This is a genomic window from Lactiplantibacillus fabifermentans DSM 21115 (assembly GCF_000498955.2).
In the GTDB taxonomy this organism is placed as follows: Bacteria; Bacillota; Bacilli; order Lactobacillales; family Lactobacillaceae; genus Lactiplantibacillus; species Lactiplantibacillus fabifermentans.
Window position 1 is genome coordinate 1,639 of the sequence record NZ_AYGX02000157.1, and the last position, 16,424, is coordinate 18,062.

At 42.3% G+C, this 16,424-nt stretch carries 18 protein-coding genes and 1 pseudogene; all 19 read left to right on the forward strand.

The window, feature by feature from the left end; all coding sequences use genetic code 11:
* Positions 1–315 precede the first annotated feature (315 nt).
* The gene (locus DY78_RS16675; protein ID WP_056993532.1) at positions 316–495 is read left to right on the forward strand and encodes a hypothetical protein; all 180 of its coding nucleotides are present in this window, start codon (positions 316–318) and stop codon (positions 493–495) included.
* A complete protein-coding gene (locus DY78_RS13180) occupies positions 464–982 on the forward strand; it encodes an HNH endonuclease (RefSeq protein WP_024624704.1) in 519 nt (172 codons plus the stop codon). The genes DY78_RS16675 and DY78_RS13180 overlap by 32 nt, the downstream gene beginning before the upstream one ends.
* On the forward strand, positions 979–1,170 hold the full coding sequence (locus tag DY78_RS13185) for a hypothetical protein (protein ID WP_024624703.1): 192 nt from the start codon (positions 979–981) through the stop codon (positions 1,168–1,170). The genes DY78_RS13180 and DY78_RS13185 overlap by 4 nt, the downstream gene beginning before the upstream one ends.
* A 22-nt stretch (positions 1,171–1,192) precedes the next feature.
* The gene (locus DY78_RS13190; protein ID WP_024624702.1) at positions 1,193–1,450 is read left to right on the forward strand and encodes a hypothetical protein; all 258 of its coding nucleotides are present in this window, start codon (positions 1,193–1,195) and stop codon (positions 1,448–1,450) included.
* A gap of 189 nt (positions 1,451–1,639) precedes the next feature.
* Complete coding sequence (locus DY78_RS13195; protein ID WP_024624701.1) at positions 1,640–2,098, forward strand: phage terminase small subunit P27 family; 459 nt, start codon at positions 1,640–1,642, stop codon at positions 2,096–2,098.
* A gap of 55 nt (positions 2,099–2,153) precedes the next feature.
* Positions 2,154–4,061 (forward strand): annotated as a pseudogene (locus DY78_RS13200) (terminase large subunit).
* Positions 4,051–4,245 (forward strand): DUF1056 family protein, encoded by a 195-nt coding sequence (locus DY78_RS13205; RefSeq protein WP_024624700.1) that lies wholly within the window; start codon positions 4,051–4,053, stop codon positions 4,243–4,245. The pseudogene DY78_RS13200 and the gene DY78_RS13205 overlap by 11 nt, the downstream one beginning before the upstream one ends.
* A gap of 2 nt (positions 4,246–4,247) precedes the next feature.
* On the forward strand, positions 4,248–5,441 hold the full coding sequence (locus DY78_RS13210) for a phage portal protein (protein WP_024624699.1): 1,194 nt from the start codon (positions 4,248–4,250) through the stop codon (positions 5,439–5,441).
* Positions 5,419–6,174 (forward strand): head maturation protease, ClpP-related, encoded by a 756-nt coding sequence (locus DY78_RS13215; protein ID WP_024624698.1) that lies wholly within the window; start codon positions 5,419–5,421, stop codon positions 6,172–6,174. Before DY78_RS13210 ends, DY78_RS13215 begins: the two co-directional genes overlap by 23 nt.
* On the forward strand, positions 6,174–7,406 hold the full coding sequence (locus tag DY78_RS13220; protein ID WP_024624697.1) for a phage major capsid protein: 1,233 nt from the start codon (positions 6,174–6,176) through the stop codon (positions 7,404–7,406). The genes DY78_RS13215 and DY78_RS13220 overlap by 1 nt, the downstream gene beginning before the upstream one ends.
* Before the next feature lie 72 nt (positions 7,407–7,478).
* Entirely contained in the window at positions 7,479–7,811 is a 333-nt protein-coding gene (locus tag DY78_RS13225; RefSeq protein WP_024624696.1) for a head-tail connector protein, read from the forward strand.
* Positions 7,801–8,148, forward strand: coding sequence for a phage head closure protein (locus DY78_RS13230; protein WP_024624695.1), 348 nt, complete (start codon positions 7,801–7,803; stop codon positions 8,146–8,148). Before DY78_RS13225 ends, DY78_RS13230 begins: the two co-directional genes overlap by 11 nt.
* Before the next feature lie 2 nt (positions 8,149–8,150).
* Complete coding sequence (locus DY78_RS13235; protein WP_024624694.1) at positions 8,151–8,555, forward strand: HK97-gp10 family putative phage morphogenesis protein; 405 nt, start codon at positions 8,151–8,153, stop codon at positions 8,553–8,555.
* Positions 8,555–8,935 carry a DUF806 family protein gene (locus DY78_RS13240; RefSeq protein ID WP_024624693.1) on the forward strand — a complete coding sequence of 127 codons (381 nt, stop codon included), beginning with the start codon at positions 8,555–8,557 and terminating at the stop codon, positions 8,933–8,935. Before DY78_RS13235 ends, DY78_RS13240 begins: the two co-directional genes overlap by 1 nt.
* 17 nt (positions 8,936–8,952) lie before the next feature.
* Positions 8,953–9,639, forward strand: a complete 687-nt coding sequence (locus DY78_RS13245) for a phage tail protein (RefSeq protein ID WP_024624692.1) — start codon at positions 8,953–8,955, stop codon at positions 9,637–9,639.
* Positions 9,640–9,709: 70 nt separating this feature from the next.
* Positions 9,710–10,084, forward strand: a complete 375-nt coding sequence (locus tag DY78_RS13250) for a phage tail assembly chaperone (RefSeq protein WP_024624691.1) — start codon at positions 9,710–9,712, stop codon at positions 10,082–10,084.
* Positions 10,085–10,128: 44 nt separating this feature from the next.
* Positions 10,129–10,314 (forward strand): hypothetical protein, encoded by a 186-nt coding sequence (locus tag DY78_RS13255; RefSeq protein WP_024624690.1) that lies wholly within the window; start codon positions 10,129–10,131, stop codon positions 10,312–10,314.
* A gap of 27 nt (positions 10,315–10,341) precedes the next feature.
* The gene (locus DY78_RS13260) at positions 10,342–15,123 is read left to right on the forward strand and encodes an NlpC/P60 family protein (RefSeq protein WP_024624689.1); all 4,782 of its coding nucleotides are present in this window, start codon (positions 10,342–10,344) and stop codon (positions 15,121–15,123) included.
* Between the two features lie 71 nt (positions 15,124–15,194).
* Positions 15,195–16,424, forward strand: a 1,230-nt coding sequence (locus DY78_RS13265; protein ID WP_056993533.1) for a phage tail domain-containing protein, incomplete at its 3' end; no start/stop codon positions are given.

A 16,424-nucleotide genomic window follows, 5' to 3' on the forward strand; every position in this document is an offset into this window, starting at 1 on the left:
CTTGTGGCGGAATAGGTAGACGCTGATGTCTTTTATCTTAATGGTTTAGACGTGTGGGCACCTTTGTTTAGGAGGGGCGGCGACAGTTGGGTTATATCAGTTGCGTCGCGACGCTGATATGTAATAAGTAATAAGGCAAGAGATACTTCCCAACATGTAGGGTGCAAATCCCTACCAAGCACATTGAAAGCATCGTGGCTTTATCCATTCCCTTCATAAAACCACGCCCTTTCAAATTGTTAACGATTGAATCTCCAAACTAGCTCTCGCTTATTGGCGGGAGTTCTTTTGATACATAAATTTAGGAGTGACGTCATGGCAGTAATGATACACAGTAAATACGGGTACGAGCCACCTGAGTGGGTGCAGGCCGATGCTCGGCTAGATAGGTGGTACAAGGATAAGAAGCGTCGTGCTAAACAGCATGGCGCTTTTAGTTTGGACAAGAAACGGAGAAAGCAACATGCCAAGAACAAGAAGATGCCGCTATCCTAACTGCCATGCAATGGTTACGTTCCCTGACCACTATTGTCAGCAACACCATGAGCATGAAGCTGAGTACTTGGCTAGTCGGCAACGTTGGGCACGTGGTCATGATAAACAGTACACGCATCACTACAACACGGTTACACGCTATCGTAATGAAGATAAGCGTCAGCAATACAACTTCTATCGCACAAGACAATGGTCACATCTAAGGCAACAAGTCTTAGAGCGTGACCATTACTTATGTGCGTATTGTCGTGTGCAAGGGATCATCACGGCGGCTAAAACAGTCGACCATATCGTGCCCATTGAATACGACCAAGCAATCAAAGCTGACGTTAATAACCTGGCTGTTATCTGCGGTAAGTGTCACCGTGATAAGACGGACTGGGAGCAACTATACTATGGGACTGGGCAAGGTAACACGCTAAAAAATGTAGAAACTATTAGAGATGTTAAAAAGGTCACGTTACTAATGAATGGAGAGATTGGATGAGCAAGTACATTGTTAGCTATGAAGTACTTCGCAAGTACGTTGGTAAAGCAGAAACTGGAAGTGATTGGGTTCCATTTGTCAAAGACAAGAAACAAGTCAATGTGTTTGACAGTAAGGAAGATGCGCAAAAGGATATAAACAAACAGCCTAAAGCTATCAGACCACTTTATCACATTGAAGAAGTTTGATGATGAAAGGATAGTGACAGTTATGAAGAACAGATATGATAAGATTCCTGACCACAAAGTAATTAAATTAGCAATGCAACAGGAACTAACCGATAAACAAATTGAATATGTTGAAAGCACAATTAAGCGAGCTGCTTTACGAAATGAGCATAAGGCTTATATCGGCCTTGACAGCTTTAATCCTAATCAAAAGATAAAGTTGGTACAGGTGCTAAGCAACAAAGGCTATCAGCTTGAAAAAAATTCAAACTGGTACTGGTCACTACTCGTTGATTTATAAGCGCCTGTCGTTCGATTTAAGCAACGTTAAATTTATGAATGTAATTAGTCACGATGATAATTAAAACAACCCCCGCCCCCTAACACGTCCCGGGAAGAGCACACACATTGCAAATAAAATGTGATAGAAACAATTTTTGAAATTTTTTAGGTAGGGGGGGTCAGCCAATAATGAAAGGAGGCAGATAAAATGAAAAAAACGGATAAAGACGTCAACGACGGTCAATTAACGCGTACACCGCCAGCTTACTTAGGCCGGCAAGCTAAGGTCGTTTGGCGTCGATTAGTGCCTTTTTTAGAAGACAATACCCCAGTTAAGCGCATTGATAGCGGGCTTGTAGAGCAATATGCGTCCCAATATGAGATTTATCGCAATGCGTATAAACATATTCAGGAAAACGGTGAAGTTCAGGCAATCTACAAGACGCTGCAAGACCAGACCGGTAAAAAAATCGGTCGAGACTTTGTGGGCTACAAACGTAATCCCATGACGCAAATTTACGATTCAGCGGTTAAAAATCTGACTAAGCTAGGCGCTGAATTGGGTCTATCTCCTAAGTCACGTAGCGATTTGTTAAAGCTGAATTTAGATGATCACAAAGACGAGCGTAGCGTCGCTGACCGAATGAAAGAGTTTTTGGGAGGGTAAACAAGTTCATAGAAGTATGATTAACTAGTTAAACTTTGCGAAAGGGGGTGATCTTATGAATATTGACCTTACTCAATCACACGATGTGTTAGGAGCATACCGTGGGATTGATGTTAAAAGTATTCGTGACGAATACACAGACGCAGGAACTCAGTACGCTTTAGATGTTTTAGATCAGAAGGTAACGACTGGTTATTTGATTAAACTAGCGGCTTTTCGCCACATTCGAGACTTACAACGGCAAGGAAGCGTTGAATTTCCTTTTAATTATTCGGTTAAGAAAGTGGACCAAGTGCTTAAATTTGCTTCCATTTGTCCAAATGTTGATACAGGCGAACCAACTAAGCTTATGCCATGGCAGGAATTCATTATGGCTATGCTAATTGGCTGGCGTAATGATGACGGCGGCAAGCGCTTTTCACGGGCTATCGTTTCAGTTTCACGTGGTCAAGGTAAAACTTATCTTATGGCGATTATCACTGCCTATAGCTATTTAATTGAGTCATTGGGACTATCTAACCAAGACTATTTAGTTTCATCCATTAATTACAAACAAACGAGCAAGATTCTGGGCTACATTAAGTCAATGCTTGCTAAGATTGCAACGATTGAACCATTTAAGTCGTTAATTGCTGATAGTGGGCTAGATACTCGTACATTGTCTTCACAAGCGGACCAAGTTGTGATGAGCAGTAACAACAACAAACTGCGAGCAATCAGTCACGAAGCTGGTCAATATGACTAACTAGACTCATTTCACTTTACAACTGCTATTTTTGATGAAATTGGTGAAATTAAGACACGGCAGAAGATTTCTAAAATCGTTTCGGGCCAAGTTAAGGTGCGTAATAAGCAATTTATTCAAATTTCAACGGCATATCCTGATCCCACTGTTCCGTTTCACGATGATGAGCGTATGATTCAGCAAGCCATGGAACAAGATTATTTGCGCGATGCTGATACATATTTGGGGCTTATTTGGTCGCAGGACAATCTTGACGAAACTTATAAGCCCGATATGTGGGTTAAAAGTAATCCCTTACTAGATTTACCGAGCCAACGAGAAGTGTTGCTGAACGGCTTGACAGATAAGCGCGATTCTGACGCTTTGTCGGGCACACTCAACGATTTCCAAAACAAAAACCTTAACCTGTGGCTAGAGCAATCGGCCGATAGCTTCTTGAAACTGCCTGACGTTGAGCGAGCTATTATATCATCATTTAGTTTCGATGATCGGCAAGTTTATATTGGCTTTGACTACTCGATGTTTAGTGATAACACAGCGCTAGCGTTTGTATTTCCTTATCGTGACAATAATGACAAACCACGATGGTTTATTTATCAGCATAGCTTTATTCCCTGGCAGAAAGCTGGCTCGATTGAAGCTAAAGAAAAGCAAGACGGTATTAATTATCGTGATTTAGCTCAAAAGGGATTCTGTACCATTAGTAGCCATCCTCAAGGACTAATCAATGACGAGCAAGTTTACCAATGGCTACTTAACTTTGTTGAGCGGCATAGACTGGAAGTAGTTTTCTTTGGCTATGACGCGTGGGGGCTAACGCCCACAATCAAGCAGTTAGATTTGAATTCAGGGTGGCCATTGCAAGCCATTCGGCAGCGGACTAGTGAGTTGAAGGATCCAACTAAGTTTTTGCAGACGATGTTCGTTGAAGGCTCGGTAGACCGCTTTGATGATCGAATTATGGAAAAGGCATTACTAAACGCTGAAATTTATGAAGACAAAATTGGTATTCAAGTCGATAAAGCTAAGGCCACATTGAAGATTGATGTGGTAGATGCGTTAATTGATGCCTTATTTCAGGCTATGTATCACTTTGAAGACTTTTCAGACGTGAACAATCCTGATAAACAGGTCGAACGTATGAACGAAAAACAAGTTCTTGAATGGTTTAATAACCCGGAATCAGGATTGCTAGGAGATGATATTGATGATTTTTAAACAATTTTTTGCGACTATCTGGCATTACTTTGATGTGCTGTGTTTCATTCTAGGCATGATTGCTGGAGTGTATGCAGCGTTTTTATTTGGGCAGGCGCAAGGCGTCCTAGCAATCGCGGTAGCTTTGTTCTTAGTTGGCTGGCTTTCGGAAGTCGTAACAGCTAGCCAAAAAGGAGGTGATTAATAATGCCCTTTTTTGAACCACCAACGGCAATAAAAAATTCAGTTAGTATTCAAAGCGTGCCAGTAGAAGACGATAATATCGTTAATTTTTTGTCGCCAACTGGCGATAATGAGTATGTTAGTGCCGAAGACGCTTTAGAGAATTCAGATATTTATTCAGCAGTTAACCAAATATCTGGAGACTTAGCCACGGTACAATTAATGGCCAATATGCCACGAGCACAAGGAATTCTAAACAATCCTAGCACGACAGCTAACGGTCACACGTTTTGGCAGTCTATGTATTCACAATTGTTATTGGGTGGTGAATGCTTTGCATATCGCTGGCGCAATCCTAATGGTTTAGATCTGCGCTGGGAATATTTGCGACCTAGCCAAGTGCAAACCTACTTATTAGATGACGGCAGTGGATTAACCTATACGGTTACTTTTGACGAGCCTAATTTGGGTGTCCTTCAATATGTACCACAGTCTGACATGATTCATATTCGCTGGGCTAGTACCGATGGCGGTATGACTGGTAACAGTCCGTTAAAAGCATTATCGAATGAGTTACAAGTCAAGAGTTCGTCTAACAGTTTAACGTTGGCTGCATTGGCACGCTCAATTAGTGCTCCTGGCGTTCTATCTATTCAGCACGGTGGGTTGCTAAGTGAGAAGATGAAGTCCAGCCGCTCACGTAACTTCATGAAACAGGTGAACAGTTCAAACGGCGGCCCGGTAGTTATTGATCAACTTGAAGATTACAAGCCACTAGAAATGAAAGCCGATGTCACTAAGCTGTTAAGCCAAACAGATTGGACGAGTAAGCAAATTGCTAAGGTTTTCGGCATTCCTGATAGCTATTTAAATGGCCAAGGTGACCAACAAAGTAATATTGACCAAATTAAAGGCATGTACACTAATGCCCTTAATCGCTATTTACAGGCGATTTTAGCTGAACTGGATAATAAGCTTAATGCTAAGATAACGGCCAATATACGGACTGCTGTAGACCCATTGGGAGACTCATTTGCAACTACCCTATCGGGGCTGGCTAAAGACGGCACAATTGCTAATAATCAAGCAACTTGGTTACTACAGCAGACTGGTTATTTCCCAGATGAAATGCCGGCTGCTAAGAATCCAACGACACAACAAGTTGTGATTCAATCAGGAAAAGGAGGTGATAATGATGACAAAGAAAGTGATGATTAAAGGCGATATTGTTGATGATCAAACAGCCGGTTTCTATCAATTCTTTGGAATGCCAGCAGTATCACCTTCAGGTGTCGCTGACATTTTAAATGATGACAGTGGCGATGACGATGACGACGGTGATGATGAAGCACTTGAAGTTGATATTGCTTCCAATGGTGGCGATGTTTTTGCGGCTAGTGAGATTTACACTATGCTAAAGAATTATGCTGGCAATGTAACAGTTAATATTCAAGGCTTAGCAGCTAGTGCGGCAAGCGTGGTTGCTATGGCTGGCGATCATATCAACATTTCACCGACCGCTCAGATTATGATCCATAAGGCTTGGTCACAGCCGGCTGGTAATGCTGACGATCTGGAACATGAAGCCAGTATTTTAAATGGCATTGATCAATCAATTGCCAGCGCTTATGAGGCTAAAACCGGCATGGATCAAGCTGACTTGCTACAATTAATGGCAAATGAAACATGGTTAACCGCTAGTGATGCCGTCGATAAAGGTTTTGCTGACGAAATTATGTTTGCTAATGATCAACAATTACAACCGGTGAATGCTATCTCACATATTCCGCCTAAATCTGCAGTTAACAAGTTGATGAATCTCATTTATAAGGCGGATAAGGATAAAACTAAGCCGTCTAAAGAAGAAAATGCTACTAATAGTCAATCTGCTGAATTACGAAACAGCAAATTGGCTATTTTATTTGGAAAAAATCAAAAGGAGGCCAACTAATGGCAAATATTAATAAAATGAATGATGCCTGGATTGCCCAAGGGCAAAAGGTGTCAGACTTGAACGACAAGTTAAATGCTGCCGTACTTGACGACAGCTTCGATCAAGACGAATTTAAAGCAATGAAACAAGACCGCGACAATGCGGTTTCCCGGCGTGATGCTTTACATGAACAACTGGAAGAAGAACGCAAGGCACAAGAAATTGCCAACATGGATGACAAGAATAAGGCCCCGCTTGATGATGACGAAGAAGACATCAAAGCCAAGTTCATTAAGAACTTCCAAGGCATGATTAAAGGCGACCCTAAAGTTATGAACTTGGTAACTTCTTCTATCGACGAAACTGGCAACGCAATTGGTTTGACTATCCCTCAAGATATTCAAACAGCCATTAACACATTGGTTCGCCAGTACGATTCATTACAACAGTATGTTAATCGGGAATCTGTTACGACACAAACTGGTTCACGGGTTTACGAAAAGTGGACTGACGTTACTGCACTGGCCGATTTAGATGATGAAACGGCTACCATTGGTGATAATGATGATCCTAAGCTATCCATTATCAAATATACGATCCATCGGTATGCTGGTATTACCACTGCCACTAATTCATTGCTAAAGGATACCGCTGACAACATTTTGGCTTGGTTGTCGCAATGGATTGCTAAGAAGGTTGTTGTTACTCGCAACGCTAAAATTATTGCGGCGATGAACAACGCACCAACGAAGCCAACCTTAGCCAAGTTTGATGACATTATTACGATGATTAATACTGCCGTTGATCCTGCCATTAAGTCTACGTCATTCTTAATGACAAATACGTCAGGCTTCAATGTACTGTCCGAGGTTAAGGATGCTATGGGACGTTATTTATTGCAACCCGATCCAACACAACCTGATCAGTATTTAATCCGTGGCAAGCGGATTGTAGAGGTAGCTGACAAGTGGCTGCCAAATTCTGGGACAACAGCGGCGCCAGTTTATCCATTGTATTATGGTGACTTATCACAAGCGGTTACTTTATTTGACCGAGAAAATGCGTCATTGTTAACGACCAATATTGGCGGTGGTGCCTTCGAGAAAGACCAAACCAAGATTCGCGTGATTGATCGCTTTGATGTTGAAGCTACTGATACGGAAGCCTTTGTTGCAGGTTCGTTCAGTACAATTGCTGACCAAACGGCCAACTTTGCGGCGAGTGCTGCTACAACGACTGACGGGAAGTAATTAGCCAACTATGTCGCCAATAAATACACAGTACAGTGACAATCTGGGCGGCTAAGTAAGGATGTGATTTAAGTGGCAGCCGATTTAGAAACATTGAAATCATCTTTGCGAATTGACGGGAATGATGACGACGAGTTGCTAACAGGCTACTTGTCTGCAGCCACTAGCTACATTAAACAGGCCATTGGTGATGAAAATGGTGTTACGGGGTTCTATGAAATGGAAGACGTGAATGACTTGTTTGCAACGGCTGTTTACGCCTTAGCTGGCTCATATTGGTATTACCGGACATCAATCACTTCAAATACTGTTAATCCAGTTGACTTAGTTGTTGATTCGATTATTGGCCAATTACGAGGCCTGTATAGTCAAAAGCAAGATGAGGTGGACAACAATGGCGATTAACAGGTTAACTCCAGTTGACTTTAACCAACGTATACAGATTGGCACTGTTAAAACTATTCAAAATCCTATTAACGGGACTAGTAAGCAGACTTTTGTTAGTCAGTTTAGTTTATACTGTGCACCCTATACACGATCAATTGCATCTTCGTATCAACTCACAGCTGAACAATTAGAACAAGTAGTGGTCATTATTAGGCATAACCCTAAAGTTTATGAAGGTATTAAGTGTCAGTATAAAGGCAAGTTTTACGATGTCATCAATGACAGCATAGATGATTCTAGCAATTATCTGTCTTGCGATTATTTGACGCTCAAACAGGTTACTAAGGGGGCCTAGTTATGGCAGACACTATAAGCGACCAATTAGAAAGCTGGCTTAAAGACGTCCATAAGCTAGTTCCCAATGAAGCTGAACAAGAGCGGATAACAGAGGCTGGTGCTAAGAAGTTAGCTGATAACTTAACGGAAGCCACGAGAAAGAAACACTATTCAAGTCATAAAGATGAGAAGTACGGACACATGGCCGACAACATAAGTTATAACAACAACGATATAGACGGTGAACATGATGGTAGCTCAATTGTCGGCTGGACTAACAAATTCCATGATATGAACGCCATGAGGTTAAATGATGGCACCAAGCATATTCATGCTGACCACTTTGTTGACCAGAACCTAGCCGACTCACAAGACGATGTTTTTAACGCCATGCTAGATGAATACAAGAAGGGGGACGATGACTAGTGTTATTACCAGTCTCACAGGTAGCCAGCCTAGTTAACGCCCTCAATTTAACGTGGCTAGATAAAATCTACCTTAATGCCATACCTAAAGAAGAAAGAAACAACACTACTAGTACAGTCATGCTGTTACAAGAGACCGATTCAAGTCCGGCCTATCTTGCAAATGACACGTTTAAAGGGTTATCCATGGGTGTTGAGATTCAAATCTTTTACAAGGTTGACCTAGCAGATGACTTTAACCCGCTAGAAGCTGAAATAGAATTAATGCAGAATCTTAAATCAGCTGGTTGGCTGATTGTATCTAGTCAGCACCACACAACTGACCCAGATACCAACCAAGTAACCAAAACGATTTATGTAACGAAAAACGAAATGATTTAAAGAGGAGAGATTTATAAATGTCAAAACACAACATTGTTAAAGCTAGTTTTGCTTTACTAGATGACAACGGTGACCTTATTTCAGGCACTAACGGCTTATCAACAGATGGCCTTTATGTCGCTGACCACCAAGGTGAAGGCTTTAGCCAAATTAACGTATCCGCCATTGAAGCCGCTGGTACAGCTGGTTGGGGCAACGGCCAAATCAAGAGAACATCTTATGGTAAGTCTATGCCTACCTTGGCTTTAACCGCCTTAGATCTAGACTGGAAGATTAACCAGATGATTAAAGGGTTCACACAAAATTCCACGACCGGCGCATGGGTAAGACAATTGCCTAAGCCACACGTTGCCATGATTGCCGAATCCCAATCATTAGACGGTGACATTTCAATTTATGAATGCTTTAACAATATCGAATTTGTTGAAGAAGCATCTAACAACTCAACTGATACTAACAGTGAAGCTGACTACTCAACTGCTTTATCAGGTACTGTATTGACGCCATTGAAGTCTGACATCTTCTTAGCAGCAAACGGGGTTCAACAACCTTATATGGTTGCTAAGTCTACTGACACTGGCTTTGATTTGGATAAGCTTATGGCTGAAACATTTGGCGGCTACACTAAGTCAACAAGTGGCACAACTGGCAGCGCGACGGGCTCAACAACCGATAGCACTACTAGCGGTACTTCACAAGGATAGATCAAAGAGGCTTCCCATTAAGGGCGGCCTTTTAATACATACAAATTTAAATAAAGGGGTACAAATCACTATGAAAATCAACGCTAAAAACTACTTTAAAATTAATAAAACAGCTGACGTAACGCCAACTAACAATATCATTCGATTAGCTACTAAAGTACAAATTGGTATGTTGGAGTCACAGGACACTGAAAAAGAGGTCACTGAACTAGACGCCATGAAAAACGGCCTAGAATTACAGGACGATATGGCCGACTTTGTGCAACGGGTTATGGGATACACTGAAAAGCAGATGGAAACGATTAACGATACCATCTCAATTGAACGGTTTGGCGAAGGTGTCGGCTACCTAATTATGCGCTTAAACGGTATCTCAGACGCTGATATTAAACTATCCGAACAGAAACAACGTAAAGCCATTGAAGACGCTAAGTCGTCAAAATAAGCCGGCACAAGCGTAACAGTGAGCTTAAAAAGGAAGTCTTGAAGTTGAAAAACCAACAGGAAGACTTCAACCTGCTAGCTCAACAATTATTAACCGAGGGGTTATCACCGAAAGAATTTGATGATAGCTCATTTTTTAGTTTAATGGCGGCTTTGAACGCTCGTAAGAAAGAAGATCGTGCTGAGCTAGTTGATCCATTAGAGGCTGTCAACTCAACATACGGCCTTTAGCGCTTGTGCCAAAAAGGAGGTTAAAAAATGGCTAAAAAAGTAGTCGGCCGTGAGATGACTAGCAAGGTCGGCCTAGATTCAGCAGAGGCTGTTAAATCACTCAAGACGTTGACAGCCGAGGTTAAAGCCAACACTAGTGGTTGGAAAGCCCAAGAGACGGCATTAAAATCAGCCGGAGAGTATCAAAAGGCGGCCGCAGCTAGGGTAGATGGCTTAGCCAAATCAATGGAGATGCAAAAGGCTAAAATTGATGAGTTAAAGTCCCGTCAATCAGGCCTAAACAGGGATACTAAAGATGGTGAAGAGCAATATTTAAAGCTGACTGACCAGATTAACAAAGCTAGTCGAAGCTATGACTCAATGGGTGGTCAATTAGACCGAGCCAAGTCTAAATTACAGTATTACAATTCAGGTTTAGCCGACCTACAAAAGGGCTATAAACAGTCTACAGCGTTGTCTAAGTCCTATGTTGAACGCCTAGAAGCCGAAGGTAAGTCAGCCGAAGCTAATAAGGCTCGTTTAAGTGGTTTAAAACAGGCCTATTCTAACATGGAGGCTCAATATAAAGCCCAGTCAGATGAGCTAAACCGGATAAAAACGGCTAGTGGAGCTACTAGTGACGCATATAAACGCCAGCAAGTGCGTGTTAATGAGACCGCAACAGCCATGGCTAAAGCTAAGACTAGCCAAAACGAGCTACTTAAAGCGATGGAAAAAGAACCTCATGGATTTATGCATGGTGTTCGTTCTAAGCTTGATAGCATTGATGACAAAGCTAAGAAGACATCTCATTTATTCGGCACAATTCTAGGCGCGCATTTAGTTGCAAACGGAATTACTAATGCTTTATCAAGTATAACGGCATCTTTTGGCGAACTTAATAGTGCTGTAACAGAATATGATAACAAGCAACGTACAATGACGGCCACGTGGACTACTTTAACTGGTTCAAACGGAAAAGGTAAACAAATGGTCGGCATTGGTAATGAGTTAGCTTCAGCTTTCAACCAGAACATTAATGTGGTTGATGAACTTAACCAGTCCTTCTATCACGTTTTCGACAATGCACCACGAACTAAAGAGTTAACCAAGTCTATTTTGACATTGGGTGACACGCTTAACCTAAGTGATGAGAATGTTACCCGACTAGGCACCAACTTCACTCATATGCTATCAAGTGGCAAGATGCAACTTGGCGACTTCAACATGATTAACGACCAGTTGCCAATGTACGCTGGTAAAATGCTAGAGTTTGAAAAGAAACAACAGCATAACAGTAAGCTAACCATGTCCACGCTACGTGACCAGATGAGCGCCGGTAAGATTAGTGCTAAAGACGCTGAGGAAGTTATGAACTCACTTGGTGGTAAGTACGCCAAAGCCTCAGAGAACTTGATGAAGACCATACCCGGTATGCAACGGTCAATCAGGACTCAGATGCCGGCGTTATTAGATGCCATTTACAAGCCAATTGCCAATATGAAGTCCCCATTAATGGGCCAGTTTACAAAATGGATTGGTGATAAGAATACTAAAGCCGAGTTTAAAGATGTTGGTAGTGCTTTAGCCTTACAAATCAAAGACATTTCTAAAGCGTTTGCTGGTAAGAATTTTAACGTTGGTGACACGTTAGATAAAATGTTGGCTAATCTAGCTAAAGGTATTGATAAAGTTGGCGCTAACATCATTGCTCATAAAAAAGAAATAAAGTCATTCTTTAGCTCAATGAAGACTGCTTCTAAGACATCCTTTAATGTGTTTGTGCAATCTCTCAAGGATATTGAACCAATATTGAAGATTGTTGGTGGATTCGCTGAGAAACACCCTAAAGTATTCGCTGGTTTAGCTTCTAGTGCTTTTGTAGCAAGTAAGGGTATATCTGCATTAAAACTAGCCTTCACTGGTTTAGATTTAGCGAAGAGCTTGGGTGGCAAGCTTGGTCGGCTTGTGTTAAAACCCAAGGTTGATGGAGCTGAAGGTAAACGCGAGCTAACCCTATTTGGCAAGGCTGTTAAAGGCACTGCTAAAGGGATTGGCAAAGGCCTAAAATGGACTGCTAAGATAGCCTATAAGGGTGCTTCTAAAGCAGTCGGCCTATTATGGAAGGCTACTAAAGGCACTGGCAAGCTGATTGGTAAGGGCCTATCATGGACGGCTAAAATCGCCTATAAAGGTGCTTCTAAAGCATTCAGTGTGCTAGGTGCTGGTATTAAGACAGTAGGTAGGGCCTTCCTATCATTGGGGAGGATGTTACTAACTAACCCTATTGGCCTAGTATTAACCGCTGTGGTTGCTTTAGGTGTAGCCTTTTACGAGGCGTACAAGCACATTAAGCCGTTCAGAGAATGGGTAAACAAGACAGCTAAAGCGGTAGTTAACTTTGGTAAAGGTATTGCTAAATGGGGCGTTAATGTCGGCAAGTCAGTAGGTAAAGCCCTAAGCAACATGTCAAAAAAGTGGAACAGCTTTAAATCTAGCTTTAAAAAGGGCTGGAACAAGCACTGGTCAGACATGGGTAAATCGCTCAGGAATAACTGGAACGGTTCTTTGAAACATACTAGAGAGTTCTTTAGCAGTGTTGGCAAGAAGTGGGATTCATGGAAGTCTAGCTTTAAGAAGAGTTGGTCAAAACACTGGAATAACACAACTAGCAACTTGCATGGTGCATGGAATAGCTCATACAAGCATACTAGAGACTTCTTTAGCGGTATGGGCACTAAGTGGGCTGGCTGGAAAAAGAGCTGGTCACATAGTTGGAATAACCACTGGAATACCATGCGGGCTAACTTGCACAGCTATTGGAACAAAGACTTAAGTCACACTAAAGTGTTCGGTCACTCAATGGGTGATTGGTTATCAACATTCAAGAAGTCATTTAAGGGTGGCTGGTCAGGCTTAGGAACCGGTGTCGAGAACATATTCAAAGGTCTGTGGAAAGATTTAAAAGGCTTTGCTAGAGACGGCATGAACGATGTCATTGATATTATCAACGGTGGGATTAATGCGGTTGATAGTGTTATCCATATGTTTGGCGGTAAAAAGAAAACCATTAGTGATTTAAGTCATGTTCACTTTGCCGAAGGTACTGGGATGTTTAGTGGGTCACGTAACCCAATTACTAAGCCTACTATGGCGATGCTTAATGATGGTAATGACTCACCTGAAACAGGCAACAAAGAAATGGTCATGCTACCTAATGGTGACTCAGGTATTGTTCAAGGCCGTAACACTAAGATGATGTTACCAGCTGGCACAGAGGTATTGAATGCTAGTGAGACAGCCATGTTAATGAGTATGCAAGGCGTGACTAAGTACGCTAAAGGTACTGGGATATTTGGTGATATCCTCAACAGTGTGACTAGTGGTATCTCAGGCGTAACTAGCTGGTTTGGTAAGAAGGTTGGCAGTTTAGAGAAGTTCTTCGATACCGCCACTAAGATTATTGCTCACCCGGTGAAGTCGTTAGAGAACCTGTTTAGCTGGTCTTCTAAGGGCGTCTCAGGCGTGATTAGTAACATTGGTAAGGGCCTATTTGACGATACTGAGAAGCAAGCCAAGACATGGTGGTCAACCTTATGGGGTGGCGTTAATGACAGCTTAGGTAGTGGATCAGATAGCTCTAGTCTAGTCAACGCCATGGAGAAATATGGTGCCACAAACAAGTATGTTTGGGGTGCTGCTGGTCCTAGTGCGTTTGACTGTTCAGGTTTAGTACAATATGCTTTGAAGAAGATGGGAATAAGCTTCCCACGGACTAGTGGTGAGCAGTATGCCGCTTCTAAGAAGGTTTCAAAGCCTAAAGCTGGCGACTTGGTATTCTTTGGCTCTAAGGGTTCAGAGCACGTTGGTGTTTACACTGGCAATGGCGAGTTCTATTCAGCTGAAAATGAGAAAGATGGCATGGGATTCAGCAAGGTGCACGGCGGTGGATATGGTGTGTTCACTGGCTATGGACGAGTACCCGGATTATCGAATAGCACTAGCTCGGATAAGTCATCTAAATCTAGTGGCTTGTTAGGCACAATTAAAAAGCAGGTTGGTAGTGGCTTTTGGTCATTTATCAGTAAGCTAGCTAACGAGTTTGGCGATTCCGGCAGTGGTTCAATTGAAGGCGGAGCTATTACTCATTCAATGATAGACGAAGCGCTTCAAATGACTAAAGTGCCCAAAGAATATTGGTCTAAGATGCAGTCAGCTATCATTAAGACAGCCGACAGTGAAACGGGTAACCGTAACATTGGCCAGACTATCTCAGATGGTAACTCAGCTAGTGGTAATGGTGCATTTGGACCGTTGCAATTTACTAAAGGTACCTTTGATGCGTTTGCTTTTCCGGGCCATGATAACTGGAAGTCTAGCTTTGACCAAGTGCTGGCGTTCTTAAACAACTCTGACTATCTTAACGCCACTGGTAATACGTCTATCTGGGGTACTGCTAAATATGACTGGTTGCACAGTGGGCCAATTGGGCATAAGCGGTTTGAGAATGGTGGCATTGTCAACACTAACCAGTTGATTGAGGTTGCTGAAAAGAACAAGTCTGAAATGGTGGTTCCACTGACTAATAAATCACGGGCTAATCAGTTAATCACACAGGCTAACCAGATTGTAAATGGCACTACTAGCACACAGGTTGCGTCTAATAGCAGTGAAAGTAGTGAGAAGCTTGATAAACTAATCAGCTTAATGTCAGCCATTCTAGGCAACATGGGCAGTGTTCAAGCAGTTATTGCTAAATCAGACGTGGTTAATGCCGTTAAATCTGACAATAAGACCACTTCACAGTATAGTCAGATGATGGGCTATTAAAGTCATCAATTAAAGGGTAGTCCTTAAACGGGCGCCCTTTTTACATACAAACTTAAAAAGGAGGTTAAATCGTGACCTTACAACGAGATGATTTTGAATATGCCGGTTTAAATAGCCGGGACGATTTACAAGTTGAGATGGGTAACGTGGTATTACCTAGTGCACCAGCCATGGCTGAACAGGTGACTGATATACCGGCCATGTATGGTAACCAATTTAATGGCACGGACTTTACTAGTCGGACGATTAGTATACCGGTATCTATTTACTGTGCTGATAACCAAGATGCCTTTAATCAGGTAATGCACAATTTAAGCGGTCTGCTTTTAAGCGATGACCCTAATGACAACGGTAAAGAGTCCCCACTAGTGTTTGGCTTTGAACCCAAGGTGACGTATTGGGGGCATATTACCACGATTAGTGACCCGACCCCAATTAACACGGGTATGTATGACATGACTTTAACGATTACCTTTGTACAGTCCGACCCACGGGCAACCCTACCACAGGTTGAAACACCCTTAAAGAATGGGCTAAATACAATCACTGTTGAGGGCACCGCTAGAACAGAGCCAGTTATTCAGGTCATACCTAAGCGGGATTTAAAGTACATTGGATTCAGCTTAAACGGTGGCCTATATGGGGTAGGACCCGAAGACCCTACCGACCAAGACACGGCCGTTCAACCATACGTTACAGCGGTTGATGACCCAATGGGCAGTATGGCGATGTGGTCTAATGATGCTACCGCTATTTCATCCATGAAGATTAATGGTAAATACACCTATCAAGGGGCCAGCCAAATTAAGACCGATTCTGGCGTTATGATGGTGGCTTTAAGCTCGGGTAAAAAGAACTACGGGACGATGCCAACCACAACTGACGATACTTGGTACGGTCCAGCTTATCGTTATACGGGTATGACTAACAGTTTAACGAACTGGCGAATACGAACGGGTGTCCATCACATTAAGTACAGTGGTACTCATAATGGACGTGCTATTGGACAAGTCGCCGTACTATTATTGGATGCGAATGGGGAAACTATTGGTCGCTTTGGTATTGTTGACCATGGTAGTGGGGCCCGTCCAGAAGCCTTCTTACAATTGACCGAACCGGGCGGAACATTCACCACTGGCGATGGTATTCATAAGGACATCTATTATGGCTACGGGCCATCTAAAGCGTTCACCAATAAAAAGGACACTAAAGTGAAAATTAAAACGGGTACCAAAACTAAAACAGTTAAAAAGGTAGATTGTAAAATTAATCCGAACGCTGTTCGGACAAAAAAGATCAGC